Annotated in this window: 16 protein-coding genes; 6 read left to right on the forward strand and 10 right to left on the reverse strand. The window is 71.4% G+C overall.

Features of this window, described 5'->3' with window-relative positions; all coding sequences use genetic code 11:
• Positions 1–101: 101 nt before the first annotated feature.
• Positions 102–1,217 (forward strand): serine hydrolase domain-containing protein, encoded by a 1,116-nt coding sequence (locus ACIGFK_RS39000; RefSeq protein ID WP_376657223.1) that lies wholly within the window; start codon positions 102–104, stop codon positions 1,215–1,217.
• Positions 1,218–1,266: 49 nt separating this feature from the next.
• On the opposite strand, the gene ACIGFK_RS39005 is transcribed toward ACIGFK_RS39000, so the two are convergent.
• On the reverse strand, positions 1,267–2,235 hold the full coding sequence (locus tag ACIGFK_RS39005; RefSeq protein ID WP_376657222.1) for a helix-turn-helix transcriptional regulator: 969 nt from the start codon (positions 2,233–2,235) through the stop codon (positions 1,267–1,269).
• A gap of 63 nt (positions 2,236–2,298) precedes the next feature.
• On the opposite strand from ACIGFK_RS39005, the gene ACIGFK_RS39010 reads away from it, so the two are divergent.
• Positions 2,299–3,444 carry an epoxide hydrolase family protein gene (locus ACIGFK_RS39010; protein WP_376657221.1) on the forward strand — a complete coding sequence of 382 codons (1,146 nt, stop codon included), beginning with the start codon at positions 2,299–2,301 and terminating at the stop codon, positions 3,442–3,444.
• A 214-nt stretch (positions 3,445–3,658) separates the two neighbouring features.
• Here the strand turns inward: ACIGFK_RS39010 and ACIGFK_RS39015 are convergent, their stop codons facing one another.
• A complete protein-coding gene (locus tag ACIGFK_RS39015; protein WP_400055616.1) occupies positions 3,659–4,030 on the reverse strand; it encodes a winged helix-turn-helix transcriptional regulator in 372 nt (123 codons plus the stop codon).
• 83 nt (positions 4,031–4,113) lie between these two features.
• On the opposite strand from ACIGFK_RS39015, the gene ACIGFK_RS39020 reads away from it, so the two are divergent.
• The 3 genes from ACIGFK_RS39020 to ACIGFK_RS39030 all read left to right on the forward strand — a co-directional run bounded on the left by ACIGFK_RS39020 (position 4,114) and on the right by ACIGFK_RS39030 (position 7,973).
• Positions 4,114–5,040, forward strand: coding sequence for an NAD(P)-dependent oxidoreductase (locus tag ACIGFK_RS39020; protein ID WP_376657219.1), 927 nt, complete (start codon positions 4,114–4,116; stop codon positions 5,038–5,040).
• Positions 5,041–5,326: 286 nt separating this feature from the next.
• A complete protein-coding gene (locus tag ACIGFK_RS39025) occupies positions 5,327–6,196 on the forward strand; it encodes a GyrI-like domain-containing protein (RefSeq protein WP_376657218.1) in 870 nt (289 codons plus the stop codon).
• 238 nt (positions 6,197–6,434) lie between these two features.
• Complete coding sequence (locus ACIGFK_RS39030; protein WP_400055618.1) at positions 6,435–7,973, forward strand: MFS transporter; 1,539 nt, start codon at positions 6,435–6,437, stop codon at positions 7,971–7,973.
• A gap of 4 nt (positions 7,974–7,977) precedes the next feature.
• On the opposite strand, the gene ACIGFK_RS39035 is transcribed toward ACIGFK_RS39030, so the two are convergent.
• Positions 7,978–8,640, reverse strand: coding sequence for a DUF998 domain-containing protein (locus tag ACIGFK_RS39035; RefSeq protein WP_386470262.1), 663 nt, complete (start codon positions 8,638–8,640; stop codon positions 7,978–7,980).
• Between the two features lie 204 nt (positions 8,641–8,844).
• Here ACIGFK_RS39035 and ACIGFK_RS39040 point away from each other — a divergent pair, with 204 nt between their 5' ends.
• Positions 8,845–9,474 (forward strand): hypothetical protein, encoded by a 630-nt coding sequence (locus ACIGFK_RS39040; RefSeq protein ID WP_400055620.1) that lies wholly within the window; start codon positions 8,845–8,847, stop codon positions 9,472–9,474.
• Between the two features lie 25 nt (positions 9,475–9,499).
• On the opposite strand, the gene ACIGFK_RS39045 is transcribed toward ACIGFK_RS39040, so the two are convergent.
• From ACIGFK_RS39045 to ACIGFK_RS39075, 7 genes are all read right to left on the reverse strand, one after another.
• Positions 9,500–10,375: an alpha/beta fold hydrolase gene (locus tag ACIGFK_RS39045; RefSeq protein WP_376657214.1), complete on the reverse strand. Its 876-nt coding sequence runs from the start codon at positions 10,373–10,375 to the stop codon at positions 9,500–9,502.
• A complete protein-coding gene (locus ACIGFK_RS39050) occupies positions 10,372–11,124 on the reverse strand; it encodes a TetR/AcrR family transcriptional regulator C-terminal domain-containing protein (RefSeq protein ID WP_376657213.1) in 753 nt (250 codons plus the stop codon). Before ACIGFK_RS39050 ends, ACIGFK_RS39045 begins: the two co-directional genes overlap by 4 nt.
• 8 nt (positions 11,125–11,132) lie before the next feature.
• The gene (locus ACIGFK_RS39055; protein WP_376657237.1) at positions 11,133–11,924 is read right to left on the reverse strand and encodes a class II aldolase/adducin family protein; all 792 of its coding nucleotides are present in this window, start codon (positions 11,922–11,924) and stop codon (positions 11,133–11,135) included.
• Between the two features lie 416 nt (positions 11,925–12,340).
• On the reverse strand, positions 12,341–12,805 hold the full coding sequence (locus ACIGFK_RS39060; protein ID WP_376657212.1) for an ATP-binding protein: 465 nt from the start codon (positions 12,803–12,805) through the stop codon (positions 12,341–12,343).
• Between the two features lie 120 nt (positions 12,806–12,925).
• Positions 12,926–13,876, reverse strand: a complete 951-nt coding sequence (locus ACIGFK_RS39065) for an anti-sigma factor RsbA family regulatory protein (protein WP_386470270.1) — start codon at positions 13,874–13,876, stop codon at positions 12,926–12,928.
• Positions 13,873–14,181: an STAS domain-containing protein gene (locus ACIGFK_RS39070; protein ID WP_376657210.1), complete on the reverse strand. Its 309-nt coding sequence runs from the start codon at positions 14,179–14,181 to the stop codon at positions 13,873–13,875. The genes ACIGFK_RS39065 and ACIGFK_RS39070 overlap by 4 nt, the downstream gene beginning before the upstream one ends.
• A gap of 9 nt (positions 14,182–14,190) precedes the next feature.
• Positions 14,191–15,105, reverse strand: coding sequence for a SigB/SigF/SigG family RNA polymerase sigma factor (locus ACIGFK_RS39075; RefSeq protein ID WP_386470273.1), 915 nt, complete (start codon positions 15,103–15,105; stop codon positions 14,191–14,193).
• Between the last annotated feature and the right edge of the window lie 118 nt (positions 15,106–15,223).

Consider the following 15,223-nt stretch of genomic DNA (forward strand, 5'->3'; position numbering starts at 1 on the left):
GCCGGATCAGGGGAAGGTTCGACCGCCCGCCGCCCCGCCCGACAGAACCGGTGCGGGAACGGTCGGGCAGGAAGCCACGGCCATACCGGAGCCTTTCACCCATGACTGATATTAGGGGACTGTGCGAGCCGCGGTTCGACGCAGTACAGACGGCCCTCGCCGCTTCGCTCGACCAGCACGACGTGGGTGCCTCGGTCGCCGTCTACCTCGACGGCGAGCCGGTCGTCGACATCTGGGGCGGGTACGCCGATGCCGACCGCTCCATCAGCTGGGAGCGCGAAACCCTCACCGGAGTGAACTCGACGACCAAGAACATGACAGCCCTGTGCGCGCTCGTCCTGGCCGACCGCGGCCTGCTCGACCTGTCCGCACCGGTCGCCGCCTACTGGCCCGAGTTCGCCGCCGCAGGCAAGGAGGACGTGCTGGTACGGCACGTCCTGTCCCACACGGCAGGGCTGCCGCACCTGCCCGGGCTGACGGCGGTCGAGGACCTCTACGACTGGGAGAAGGTGACGGCGGAGCTGGCTGCGCAGGCACCCGAATGGGCGCCCGGGACGGCCGCCGGCTATCACGCGCTCACCTTCGGGTACCTCGTCGGTGAGATCGTCCGCCGCATCACCGGCCGCAGCCTGGGCGAGTTCTTCGCGGAGGAGGTGGCCGAGCCGCTGGGCGCCGACTTCCACATCGGGCTCCCCGCCGAGCACGACCACCGCGTCGCAGCGCTCATCGCTCCGCCGTCCCTGACGGACGAGTACGCCGCCAGCGCACCGCCCGGACCGGACGGCGTTCGCCGGGAGACCACCGGTGCCGCGATCCGGGTCAAGGACGTCAACTCGGTTGCCTGGCGCCGTGCGCAGATCCCTGCGGTGAACGGCTTCGGCAACGCCCGCTCCGTCGCCCTCGTCCAGTCCGTACTGGGGAACCGCGGAACCGCCGCCGGCGTGCGGCTGCTGTCCCCCCAGGGGTGCGAACCGGCGTGGCGGGAGGTGTTCCGCGGTGAGGACCGCATCCTGGGCACACCGATGTGCTGGACGGCGGGCTTCGGCAGGTTCGGCAACACCTTCGGCTGGGGCGGCTGGGGCGGTTCGCTGGTCGCGAGCGACCCGGACTCGCGCATGACCGTGGCCTACGTCATGAACCGGATGATCGACCGGGACCAGGAGGAGGACAACCGCGGCATGGAGATCATCATGGCCGCCTACAGCGGACTGCACTGACCGGCAACGGAGCGGCCGGGGCCCGATGGGTGTGCCGGTCCGGCCCGCCTCAGCAGGGCGGCGGAGTCGAGCGGGCGTAGCGGACCGCGAGCCGGCGGAGCTGGGTGACCAGTTCCTCCGGCTCGGTGACGTCGAAATCGAAGTCGAGCATGCCCAGGTGGACCGCGAGGGTCTGCACGCTGTCGGCACCGGTGGTCAGGACGCAGCGGTCGGCATCGATGGCTTCGACGGTGCCGACCGCAGGGTTGATCCGCTCGATCACCGCCGTCGCCGGCGCATGCACGGTCACGCGCGCACGGTGGCGCCAGGCCGCGCCCGACACCCGCTGCGAGACGTACGAGGCGACATCGCCGCCGGGCAGTTCGCGCGGGGCGAAGCGGGGTCCCGTCGGGGTACGGGGCTGGATCCGGTCGATCCGGAACGTACGCCAGTCCTCACGCTCGACGTCCCAGGCCACCAGGTACCAGCGCCGCCCCCAGTTCACCGCCCGGTACGGCTCCACCGTGCGGCGGGTGGAGGAGCCGGCGTGGTCCGAGTAGTCGAAGCGCAGGCGTTCCCGGTCGCGGCAGGCGGACACCAGGGCGGTCAGCACCTCCGCGGAGACGATCGGCGCCGGACGGTCGGCGGGCACGGCCACGGTGTAGGCCTGGAGCGCCCGCACCCGTCGGCGCAGCCGGGAGGGCAGTACCTGCTCCAGCTTGACCAGCGCCCTCAGCGCGTTCTCCTCGGCGCCAGGGACGGCGCCCTGCGCGGCGGTGCGCAGCGCGATCGTCGCCGCGACGGCCTCCTCGTCGTCGAGCAGCAGCGGCGGCATCGCCGCTCCGGCACCCAGCCGGTATCCGCCGGTGGATCCGCGCGTGGCGTCCACGGGGTAGCCGAGCTCGCGCAGCCGGTCGATGTCGTTGCGCACGGTGCGGCCGCTCACTCCCAGCCGCTCGGCGAGTTCGGACCCCGGCCAGGCCCGCGGGGTCTGCAGGAGGGAGAGCAGGCGCAACAACCGTGCGGAGGTATCCAGCATGAGGCCCAGCCTGTTGTGTCATTAGGAACGGAACGTGCCTATATCGAGAATACTGTTTCACCCATGGAGATCAGCAGCAGCACCGAGGCCCGGATCCACCCGTACCGCATCGACGTTGCGCAGGAGGAGCTCGACGACCTGCACGACCGGCTGTCCCGCACCCGCTGGGGGAGCGAGATCCCCGGCACCGGATGGAGCCGAGGGGTGCCCACCGACTACCTCAAGGCCCTCGCCGCGTACTGGGCCGACGGTTTCGACTGGCGCAAGGCGGAAGCGGAGCTCAACGAGTTCCCGCAGTTCACCACCGAGATCGACGGCCAGAACATCCACTTCCTGCACGTCCGTTCGCAGAATCCGGCGGCCGTCCCCCTGCTCCTGCTGCACGACTGGCCGTGCTCCTTCGTGCAGTTCGTCGAGGTGATCCGGCCGCTGGCGGAGGATTTCCACGTCATCGTGACCTCGACGCCCGGCACCGGCTTCTCCGGCCCGCTCGGCGAGGCCGGGTGGAACACCGGACGCATCGCGAGCGCTTTCGTCGAGCTGATGGGCCGGCTCGGCTACGGCTCCTACGGCGTCCAGGGAACGGGCGGCGGCGCCTGGATCGCCGCCGAGATGGGACGCCGGGCACCCGACCGGGTCATCGGCATCCACGTCAACGGCCTGATCACCTTTCCCTCTGGGGACCCCGCCGAATTCGAGGGGCTCACCGCAGCCGAGCAGGAGCGCCTGGCCCGGCTGGAGGACTTCCAGCAGGACAAGATGGGCTTCAACGCCATCCAGTCCACCCGCCCGCAGACCCTCGCCTACGGACTGCACGATTCGCCGGTCGGCCAACTGGCCTGGATCGCCGAGAAGTTCAAGGAGTGGACGGACCCCGCCGCCGAACTCCCCGAGGACGCCGTGGGACGCGACCGCCTGCTGACGAACATCAGCGTCTACTGGTTCAGCGGCACGGCCGGCTCCTCGGCGAACCTCTACTACGAGGCGGGCCACGATGCGAGCGCATGGGCCCCGAAGCCGCGCGGCACCGTCCCTACCGGTGTTGCCGTCGCCCTGAACACCGACGTGGCCGTCCGCCGCTTCGCCGAGCGGGACCACAACATCACCCGCTGGACCGAGCTGGAACGCGGCGGCAACTTCCTCGCGCTCGAGCAGCCCCAGGCGTTCGTCACGGACGTCCGAGCCTTCTTCGGCGCACTCGCCGACTGACGCCCACGGGAACGCCCGGGCAGCCCAAGAGCTGGAACACCAGGCCCAGACTGCCCGGGCCGACCCGCCTGACCAGCGGCCGAACGACTGGCGGCCCGCCGTGCCCTTCCGCTGCACGATCTGCGGCACCCATCTCGCCTACGCAGACGCCTCGTAGACACGCTGACACGCCACGCCACGGCCCGGCACGCGCCCACTCCATCGACCCCGCGGCTCAGACAGGTGGGGCCTCGTCGACGGTGACCTTTTCGGAGCCCTCGCGGTGTATCCGCTCGACCCCCCAGGCGCCGAGCGGCCCGAGCGCTTGATTGAGCGTGCGGCCGTGCTCGGTCAGGGAGTACTCCACCCGCGGCGGCACCTCGGCGTAGACCTCCCGGTGCACGAGGCCGTCCGCCTCCATCTCCCGCAGATGCTGCGTCAGCATCTTCTCGCTCACTCCCGGCAGACCCCGACGGAGCTCGGCGAAGCGGCGCACACCACGTGCCTCCAGCTCCCACAGGATGAGCCCCTTCCACTTGCCGCTCACCACGTCGAGCGCAGCATCGATGCCGCAGATGTAAGGCCCGCTCCTCGGCGCCCTGGCCATCTCCGTCTCCCTTACTAAAAGGTAAGTACCGCAGAAAATAGTGGGTACTTCCGAGATTAGTGGCACTCTCCGAGCATGGAGAGGTGAACGAACGACAGGAACGCACCACCAGCCAGAACAGCCCTGTGACCGTGATCGGGCTCGGCCCGATGGGCCAGGCGATGACACGCACCCTCCTCACTGCCGGCCACCCGGTCACCGTATGGAACCGCACCGCGAGTCGGGCCGACGGCCTCGTCGCTGACGGAGCACGCCTCGCGGCGACCACCGCCGAGGCGGTCCAAGCCAGCAGCCTCGTGATCCTCAGCCTCACCGACTACCAGGCGATGTACGACGTCCTCGGCGGCGCCACCGAATCGCTCGCCGGCCGGACACTGGTCAACCTGAGCTCCGACACTCCCGAACGCACCCGCGAGGCGGAGGCCTGGGCAGCCGGCCACGGCGCCACCTTCCTCACCGGAGGTGTCATGGTCCCTGCGCCGATGGTCGGCACGCAGGCGGCCTACGTCTACTACAGCGGCCGCGCCGAGGCGCTGGAGAGCCACCTGGCGGCCTTGGCCCTGCTCGGAACCCCTAAGTACCTGGGCGAGGACCCGGGTCTCGCCCAGATGATGTACCAAGCCCAGCTCACGGTGTTCCTCACCACCCTGTCCGCACTGATGCACGCCACCGCGATGCTGGGCACCGCAGGAATGCCGGCCAAGGAGGCGCTTCCCGAGCTGCTCTCCGCCGCGGATTCGATCGGCGCCATCCTGAGGGCGGGTGAAGAGAACCCGGGGACCGCGCTGGATGCGGGAGAGCATCCCGGTGAGCTCAGCACGGTCACCATGATGGGTGCGACGACGGACCACATCGTCGAGACCAGCGCGTCACTCGGCCTCGACCTCGCGCTCCCCCTGGCAGTGCAGGCCCACTACCGGCACGCGATCAAGAACGGGTACGGCGGCGACAACTGGACCCGCATCATCGACAGCATCCGAGGGGTCGTTGCACCCGCCGCCGGGCTCTGACGTGTATGCCTTCGACCTCTGAGGCGTTGGCCCAGGCGATCCGGCTGCCCGGACCGCTCGGCACGTGAGGATGACGCGTCGGCGGACCCTGAGGTCGCCGGTCGTGGCGGAGAGGAGGAAGTCCGCCACGTCGGCACGGTTGATCCTCCCGCCGACGCGTCCTTCGGTTCCGTCCAGCGGGATCGTCCTGTAGCCGCCCGCACCCGACCGGAGCGGGCACAGGATGTCGGGTGCGGCAGGCTTGGTCCTTCCTAACGTGGGTGATCGAAAGGGAAGGAGGCCGGAGTTGCTGGATCGGCTGAACCAGGCCATGGAGCACATCGAGGGTCACCTTGACGGGCACGTCGACGTGGCAGCGCTGGCCCGGATCACGGTCACGTCGGAGTACCACTTCCGGCGGCTGTTCTCGTCGCTGGCGGGGATGCCGCTGTCGGAGTACGTCCGGCGCCGGCGGCTCACCGTTGCCGGGGCCGAAGTACTGGCCGGGGAACCGACCTTGCTGGAGGTCGCGCTGCGCTACGGCTACACCTCGGGCGAGGCCTTCGCCCGGGCGTTCCGTGCCGTGCACGGTGTCGGTCCGGGCGAGGCCAGGCGTACCGGCGCGGCTCTGAACTCGCAGCCCCGGCTGTCCTTCCGCCTCACCGTCGAAGGGAACAGCACCATGCGGTACCGCATCGTGGAGAAGGAAGCATTCCGGGTCGCCGGCAAGAAGGCCCGCGTCCCACTCATCTATCAGGGCGCCAATCCGCACATCGCCGAGCACATCCGGAGCATCTCGCAGGAGACGATGCTCCGGATCGCCGGCCTCTCGGACCAGGACCCGGAGGGCGTGTTGTCGGTGACCGTACGCCTGTCCGACGGCTTCGAGGAGGGCAGCGAACTCGACTACTACCACGCCGTGGTGACGACCTCCGAGGTGCCCGAGGACCTCGACGTGCTGGACTGCGCCGCCGGCACCTGGGCCGTGTTCGAGAACACCGGGCCGTTCCCGCAGGCGTTGCAGCAGATGTGGGCCGACGTGGCCGCCCAGTGGATCCCGTCCAACCCGTACGAGTACCGCCCGGGGCCGGAGATCCTGCGTACCCGCCCGGTGGAGGACGACCCGACGCAGTCCGACGCCCAGCTGTGGATCCCGGTGACCCGCACCAAGGTCTGACCCGGGTGCCGAGGGGCGTTCCGGGGTCGAGGTCCCCGGCCCCGGAACGCCCGGCACCGCTTTCCGGCGTGCGCCACGGCTTCCCAGGAGCGACGATGAAACGGTGAAGGTCAGAGGGGGCGCCGCTGGGGGCGCCTCCCGCGATGGTGTGGGTGGAAGAAGGGTGCCGGGCGGGACCGCGCCGGCGGAGTCCGGCCGGCGGGGAGGAGTTCCCCACCGGACGCTCGCTTTCACGGCCATGATCTTCGCCGTCTCGATGGTCTTCGTGGACCAGACGGTTGTCAGCATCGCCGCCCCGAGCATCGTCGAGGAACTCGGCCTGTCGTCCTCCGGAATGCAACGGGTGGTCAATGCCTACCTGCTCGCGCTCGCCGCGTTCTTCGCGCTCGGCGGGCGCCTCTCCGACGTCTTCGGTCACCGGCGGGTGGTGGTGGCGGGCACGCTCGTCTTCGTCGCTTCCTCTGTGCTGTGCGGATCGGTCCCCTCCGGGGGCTACGCCGAGACCTGGCTCATCGTCTTCCGCGCCCTCCAAGGGCTGGGCGCGGCAATGGTGTTCCCGTCCGCCCTCGCCGTCGTCGTCTCCGTCTTCCCGGTCGGCAAACGGGGCCGGGCGCTGGCCCTCTTCTACGTGCTCGCCGGGTGCCTCACCGCCCTCGGGCCGCTGGTGGGCGGCTGGCTCACCGCCTGGACCTGGAGGGCCGTGTTCTGGATCAACCTTCCCGTCGCCGTGGTCGCACTCGTCCTGACCGCGCTCGCCCGCATCCCCGACATCCGCCGGCCCGAACGCATCGACGTGCCGGGGGCCGTGCTCGTCGCAGCCGGTATGGGCCTGAACGTCTTCGGCATCCAGCAGGCGTCCGTCTGGGGCTGGACCGACCCGGCGACCTGGGCGTGCATCATCGGCGGACTCGTCGTCCTCGCGCTCTTCTGCGGCTACGAACTGCACACCCGCGAACCGCTGATCAAGCTGCGGGTCTTCCGGGACCGGGCGTTCACGGCCGACAGCCTGGTGCTCTTCTTCACGATGCTGGCCTTCGTCCCCGTGATGTTCTTCGCCTCGGTGTACGCGCAGATCTCGCTCAGCGCGTCGCCCCACCAGGCCGCGCTCTACCTCCTGTACTTCTTCGTGGGTTTCGGCCTCGCGGCCCAGGTGGGTGGCAGGATCCTCGACAAGCGCGGTGCCCGGCCCGCGATGAGGCTGGGTACGGCGATCGGCTGCGCGGGCTTCGCCCTCTGGGCGGCGCATCTGACGGACCTGTCCGCCCACGACCAGTGGCCCTATGCCTGCCTGGCCGGAGCGGGCATGGGCCTCCTGCTCTCTCCGGCCTCCACCGACGCCGTCAACCGGGCGACCGGCAGCTCGTACGGAGAGGTCACCGGCATCACCCAGACCGTGCGCAACTACGCGGGCGCCTTGGGCATGGCGGTCTTCGGCTCGGTCCTCACGCACGTCACGACCAGCCGGATCATGCAGATACTCACGACGAGGGGTCTTGCGGAGGGAGAAGCACGGGGTGCGGCCCGCGGCATCGCGGAAGCGGTCATCGGGCACCCGGACGACCACCGGCCCATCGGCGGCGGACCGGCTTCCGCGGTGATGCGCGGCGCCTTTCCCGACGTACGCATGGACTTCGCGCAGGCCAACCAGTGGGTCTTCTACGGGATGGCCATCGCACTGGGAGCGGCGCACCTGTGCACCCTGCTGCACCCGGGTACGAGGGTGACGGCCGAGCCCGCGGCGGGGGCGGAGACCGGGCGGGAGCGAACGCCCCGCTGAGGGGTCACGGGCCGGCGTTGCGGGACCCCCGCCGGGCGTACACGGCGATGACGGCACCCGTGTAGATGATCAGCACGACGCTGGGCCAGGCTGCAGCCCGCTCGAACAGGCCCTGGACACCGGGGTCCGGTCTGAGTCCCGTGAGCATGGCGAAGACCACGGACGTCGCACCGCACACGATGCCGGCCGCACCCCAGTACGGCCGCTGAGCCTGTACGAGCATGCTTCCCAGCAGCAATACGCCCACGGCCCCGGTGAAGAAGCACGTTCCGGCGGACAGGAGGTGCACCGCCGGACGGAGGTTGTAGGGATTGCAGCCGGTGGACACGAGCCCCAGTCCGCTGACGGCCAGCACGCCGAACGTCAGGTTCCGGAGCCGGTCCGGCGGGAAGACCACCACGTTGACCAGCGCGCCCGACGCCAGACACAGTCCCCCGATGATCCACGCGACGTCGGCGGCCTCGTGCCAGGGAGAGCAGAAGCGGAACCCCCCGATGCGGCCGCACCGCGTCACTCCCAGCGCCGAGATGATGTGATCCACCAGGTCCTGACTCGAAGCACGGGGAAGGACGATGAAGTCGTTGACCACGAAGATCTGGATCAGCGAAGCCCAGAGCAGCCCTCCGACCAGGAGTCTCGTCGAGGCGGTGTAGGTGAGTTCGCGCATGTGAGGGTGCTCGATCGGCGAGGGGGCAGCGCCGGGACGGTCGTGGACCGTCCGGTGGAGGCTCCACAGTATGTTCTCCCGGTGCCGGCGGCGGTGCACATCGCCCCGCGAGTCCCACCAGTAAGCCGGTGTCGACCGCTTCGCCGCCCACGCCGCCCGGCCGCCCCCTGCATACGCGGCCACGGCAAGGGGTACTCAAGGGGAGTGGGACGTGAACGGCTGAGCTTCGACGGCTGGATCGCCGCCGCCGGAACGGGGTCAGGCACGCGCGTGGTCGTCGGGCACTGGCCCGAATCGCCCTTCGGCCCGTTCAGCGACGTGATGCTGGAACGCGCCGACGGCCGGCGTTTGCTGCTGGCACCCACCCCCCGCACCGCGGAGTACGTCGCGGGCATCTACCACTTCGACGAGGTCCGGACGGGCCCGGTGAGCGTGTGCAGGCGCGACGGGGTGTGGGACGTCGTGGCCGGTCCCCTGGTCCTGTGCTTCACCGTCGGCCGCCGTGGCGCCCTCGGGTACGCGCTGCGGGCCGTCCCGCGGCCGCTCGCCAGGAGGCCGCTGTGGGCGGCCGTGGCCGACGTCCCCGCCCGCCTGATGGCCGGCGTACGGACCCGGGGGAGCTCACGCCCCGGGTACCGGCAGTGGTACGCGGCCGCCGACCTGTGGCCGATCGTCGCCGCCGACGCGTCCTTCGACGGGATCGACCTCGGCCCCCTCGCCCCCGTCTTCCCGCCGGTGCGCTTCGGCTTCGGATCGGCTCCGGCCAGGCCGGCCCTGGTACGGGTCCGCTCCACCGTCGAACGCGCAGGTCCGGGCCGAGCCGTAGGGCCGTGAAGAGACCGTCGGCCTCGCTCCGGCCTCAGGCCGTGAGGAAGGACCTCAGTGCGCCTGCGACGACCACCGGATCCTCCAGCTGCGGATAGTGCCCGACCGCAGGCGGTCCGGTGAGTTCGACGACCGAGGCCCGCGGAAGCCTCGTGCGCACCCGCTCCAGCACATGGGCACCGCTGATGGGATCGGCCGGCCCCCATACGAAGAGCGCCGGGCCGGGGTACTCCTCCAGGGCGGCCGTCCACCGTCCGGCATGGCGTCGTCGCTCGTCGATGTAGCGCAGCAGCCGCGGCGCGCGCCGGTGGCCGCCTGCCCGGGACGCGGCCGCCCACAGCTCCCGCACGTCCTCGTCCGACAGCTCCCGGCCGAGCACACCGCGCAGGGCCGACCCGAACCGGCGGCGCGTGGTCAGGGGCGCGAGCAGCGGGCCGAGCGGACCGTGCAGCAGGCGCTGCGTCCGTATCGGGCGGTGCAGGTCGGGGTAGAGCCCGCCGTTGAGCCAGGCCATGCGGGTGATGCGCGACGGATCCCGGGCCAGCAGCTCCTGCCCGACGCTGACTCCGTAGTCGTGGGCCACCAGGGCGGTGCGTCCGATGCCGGTCCGCTGCCACACCTCCTCGACCAAGGCGGCCTGGTCGAGTACGGAGTACGTGTGCCGGCGCGGTTTGTCGCTCTCTCCGAAGCCGAGGAAGTCCAGGGTCGTGACCCGCAGTCCGGCCCCGGCAAGAGAGGGGACGACCGCCGCCCAGTCGTGGGAGGACGTGGGAAAGCCGTGGAGCAGGGTCACGGGCGCCCCGTCCGCAGGGCCGTCCTGGCGGACGAACACCTCGTGCGCCCCGACCGGGACGCGGGTGCCGCCCCGTGTCCACTGGTCCAACGGCGGCAGGACCGGACGGCTCTTCATGCTCCCGCCTCCTCGGCGTACAAGTGGCCCAGTCCCGACAGCAGCACGCGCAGCCCGAATGCGAACTCGTCGAGTCCGTCGGGGGAGTTGAGCAGGTCTGCGTGGCGGCGGACCACCGGGTGCGTCTGGGGCGGCAGGCCGGCGAACAGTGCGCTCATCGCCGCACGCTGCGGGCCGGTCCGGGCCGCGCCACCGGTGTCGAGCACGGCGGAGCCGATCACGAAGTGGGTGACCGTGAGGTAGACGTGCACGGCCGTGCGCGGGGCCCACCCCGCGGTGAGGAGCTGCCCCAGGGCGTGCTCGCGGGCCCGCAGGGCGTTGGGCCCGAGCAACTGTCCGCTGGTCAGGGCCGGTACGAGGGCCGGGTGAGCGGTCAGGACCCGACGGAACTCCCGCGCCCCTTGCTCCACGCCGACCCGCCAGTCCCCGTCGAGGGAAGGCAGCCGGATCTCGCCCAGCATGTGGTCCACGGTCTCGATCAGGAGTTCCTCCCGGCTCGCCACGTGGCGGTACAGAGAGGTGTGGCGCACCTGGAGGTGCTCCCCGAGGCTCCGCATCGTGAGGGCCTCGAGCCCGTCGCGGTCCGCCAGTTCGAGTGCGGCCGCGGCGATCCGGTCGAGAGTGAGCCCGCCCGCGCGGGGCCGGCGCCGATCGCGCTCGGCGTAGCGTGCCTGCCACCACGAGGCGGAACCGGGGTCCGCAGGCCCCGGGCCTTCGACGGGCGGGCGTCGGTCGGGGGCGGTTGCCATGTCGGGTCCTACTCGAAGAGGTCGGGGTCGGTGCGGACGATCTCGTCCCACAGGGGCTGGAAGGAGAACCAGCCGGCGAGCGGGAAGCCGGTCTGGTCTCGGGTGTGCCGGGCGGCCTCGGGATCGATGAGGAGCGGTGTGCCGGCTGCCTGCGCCAGCAGCTGCGCCTGGGCGCTGCGCTCCATGGAGATGAACCACCAGGCGGCCTCGTCGACGGACTCGCCGACGGTGAAGATGCCGTGGTTCTGGTGGATGACGGCCTTGTGCGGCCCCAGCCCCGCGGCGAGCCGGCGGCCCGCCTCCTCCTCGATCACCACGGCACCGGCGCCGTCCCGGTGGACGGTGTGCTGCTCGTACAGGGCGCAGGCGTCCTGGGTGATCGGATCCAGCAGGCGGCCGAGACTGGAGAAGGCCTTGCCGTGCACGGCGTGCGCGTGGGCGGCGGCCACCACGTCGGGGCGGGCCGCGTGGATGGCGGAATGGATCACGAACCCCGCGCGGTTGACGGGGCGCCGGCCGTGGCGGACCTGGCCCTCGTGGTCGACCAGGATCAGGTCGGAGACCCTGATGTGCCGGAAGGACATGCCGAACGGGTTGACCCAGAACATGTCCGGATACTCCGGGTCGCGCACCGTGATGTGCCCCGCCACGCCCTCGGAGAACCCGAACCGGCCGAACACGCGGCAGGCCCCGGCGAGCCGCTGCTTGCGGTGCTCGCGCTCCTGCGCCGGGTCGTCGAACACCGGGGGCAGCGCCACCTCCAGGTCCTCCTGGCGCGGTACGAAGGCGCTGCGGTGCAGGCCGCCTGCCGCATGGGCCGTTGCCGTCCCGCTCCCCGCGATGCCGTCTGCCGTCCGTTCCTCCACGACGTCCCCTTGCCCTCATGCGACCGTGTGCGTCCACTGGACGCACATCATGCGTCCAGTGGACGCGTTTCGCAAGATCCCGGCGGCGATCGGCCGGCGAGACCGACGTTGATCAGCGGGCCGAGCGCGCTGCCGCCTTGCCCCTCGTGCGCCCGGTCGAGCCAGGGTCATCCACGAAGCGATGCCGGACCCGAACGCCCCGCGCCGGCGGCGTGGTTCTTGCGCGCACCGCGGCATCCGGACCGTCCGCCGGGGAACGCGCCCTCCGCACCCGCATCGCGACGTACGCTGATTTCGCGCAGCTCCGCCGTGCCGCGCCCGCCCCGCACGCGGCGCGCCGCGCGGTGCCCTCAACCGGTCCGGGGCCTGCCGGAGACCAGCCGGGAGGCGTCGATCTCCGCCCACACCCGCTTGCCCTCGGCATGCACCTCGGCACCCCAGCGGTTGCAGAGCCGGTCGATGATGTACAGCCCGTGGCCGCCCGGGACCCCGCGCCGGGGCGAGGACAGGCGGCGGGGCGGGGCCGTGGAGCCGTCGAGCACCTCGATGCGCAGGACGTCACCGCGGGCGAGGACCAGCTCGGTGCAACCACCTGCGTGCAGACCGGCGTTGGTCACCAGCTCGGAGACGACGAGCAGGGCGTCCTGCGAGGTCTCGGTCCCGTCCCAGCCCCAGTCCCGCAGCGCCTGCCGCATGAAGTCGCGGCCCTTGGCGACCTGGCCGTGGGCTCCGGCCAGTGCCCGGCGCCGACGTTGTACCGGTACCCCGGGCCGCTGCGCCGGCGATCGGCCGGTCTGCGATCCGCTGCTCGTCACTGTGCTCTCACCCCCGCCGCTGACACGGCTCTCGTCTCGTGGTGACCGCTCGGGTTCCCCGGCTGCTTCGGTAGGTTCCGGCGACGTCTAGTGCCGGAACCGTGTGGGTGGCACGAGTGCTCAGCCGGCGGCCATGTGCAGTCTCAGGGTGAGTCCGGAGCGCGTGGCCCGGATTTCGACGAGGTCGCACAGCTGGTGGATCATCCACAGGCCGCGCCCGCCGTGGGTGGAGGCGAGCGCGGGACGCCGGCGGCCGGCCAGCGGATCGGCCAGGTGGCCGGCATCGCGGACCTCGGCCACGATCTCCCGCCCCGCGACGCTCCACAACCGCAGGGTGCCGTGGCCGCCTCCGTGGGCGAGCGAGTTGGCCGTGGCCTCGCCGATGGCCAGGACGAGGTCGCCCCGCCGGTCCGCGGCCAGTGACGTCCCGCGAGCCCATGCCTCGGCGAACTCGCGGACCCGGGCCAGTTCCCCGCCCGTGTAGTCGAGGCCGACCGCTCCCGGACCGGCTTCGGCCAGCGGAAGGTCGCATGCAGCGCTCACGACCGACGCGTCGGTGTACGCGGGGCTCGCCAGTTCGCGGCCCGCCTCCCTCAGCGTGGGATGCGTACGCCGGGCGTCGGCGACCACTCCGGAGGCGAGGCCGGCCACGTCGTACGGGCACAGGATGGTGGCGTCGCGGCCCGCGAAGGCCGTGTTGATCAGAGCCTCGTGCCGCGTGGCCTCCAGGACCTCGGCCCGCGAACGGCCCGGCCAGATCGGCTCGCCGACGATGCGGGCCGGTCGTCCCTCGTGCCGTCCGGCGAAATCCTGCAGTGCGGAGAGGATCCGGCCCGGGTTGCGGCCCAGCTGCTCCATGTCGACGAACTCGACGCCCGGGACCTCCCCGCCCAGGCTCTCCCGCAGTGGACCCAGCCGGGGTGCGGGTACGGCGACCAGGACCGGTTCGGCCGCCGCGAGCGCGCTGCGCACGAATCCGCCCACCCCGACGAGGTACTCGTCGAGACCCCGGTAGAACAGCGCGGGATGCACGAAAGTCCCGGGTCGGTCGGCCGCTGGAACGGTGATCATGCTGCGACCTCCAGCGCGGCACATTCGTCCGGGAACATCTCCACGACCTTGCGGAGCGAGTACGGCGGGTTGTGGAGCAGCAGGCACCGGCCCTGGCCGAGCAGGAGGGCCGATGCCTGCACCAGAGTGGCCACGGCGGCCGTGTCGAGGAAGCTCACGGCGGACAGGTCGAGGTGTACGACGGGACCCGCCATCCCGCTGACCGCGGCCAGTGCCGTGCACAGCGCCGACCGGCTGTCCAGGTCCCCGCTGCCGCTGAGGCGCGCGCCGGTGCGGTCTTCCAGCGGTACGGCTGTCAGGGCCACCAGGAACTCCTATGAGGTGAGCATTCCGGCGCGCAGCCGGGCGAGCGTGCGTGAGAGCAGCCGCGACACCTGCATCTGGGAGATGCCGAGTTCGGCGCCGATCTCGGCCTGGGTCTTCTCCTGCCCGAACCGCATGCTCAGGATCAGCCGGTCCCGCGGCGCCAGTTCACGCAGCAGCGGTGCGAGGGTGTGGAACTCTTCGAAGAGCTCCATGCCGGGGTCGTTGTCGCCGAGGGTGTCGGCCAGGGCGGCGGGGCGGCCGGAGTGCGCGTCCGTCTCGCCGGCGGCGTCGAGCGAGCCGCTGGTGTAGCCGTTCGAGGCGACCAGGCCGTCTATCACCTCTTCCTCCGACAGCCCGAGGTGCCGGGCGACCTCCTTGACCGTCGGCGCCCGGTTCAGCGTCTCGGTGAGGGCCTCCTGCGCCTTCGCGAGCACGGAGCGCAACTCCTGGAGGCGGCGCGGGACGTGGACGGCCCAGGTGGTGTCCCGGAAGTGCCGCTTGATCTCACCGGTGATGTACGGGAGCGCGAGCGTCGAGAACTCGACCTCGCGCTCCGGTTCGTAGCGGTCGATGGCCTTGATCAGCCCGATCGTCCCGACCTGGATGATGTCGTTCATGTCGAGCGAGCCCCCGGTCGCCCGGGCGCGGAACCGGCGGGCCGCGTAGTGCACGAGGGAGAGGTTCATCTCGATCAGGGTGTTGCGGGCGTACTGGTACTCCCGCGTGCCCTCCTCCAGGGAGCGCAGCTTGCCGAAGAACAGCCTCGACAGCTCCCTGGCGTCCGAAGGTGCGACCTCCCGGGCCTGCTCGATCCGGGGGAGCGGGACGTCCCGAGCCGCCTCTTCCGCCGTGACCGGCGGACAGGCCGGCGCGCGGTGGTCCGTCGTACGTTCAGGGCTCACGACTGCGGCCGAACGGAGCATGGTGGCGGGTCCCTCCCTGTTGTCGATGGCTGCAGCCGCGCTTCTGCCCCGGCTTCCGGGTCCTACACATGCGGACTTCGGCGACCGTGTGTGACCTGTGCCATGGGGGACGGAGCGG

This window comes from Streptomyces sp. NPDC085524, from assembly GCF_044541755.1.
Classification (GTDB): Bacteria; Actinomycetota; Actinomycetes; order Streptomycetales; family Streptomycetaceae; genus Streptomyces.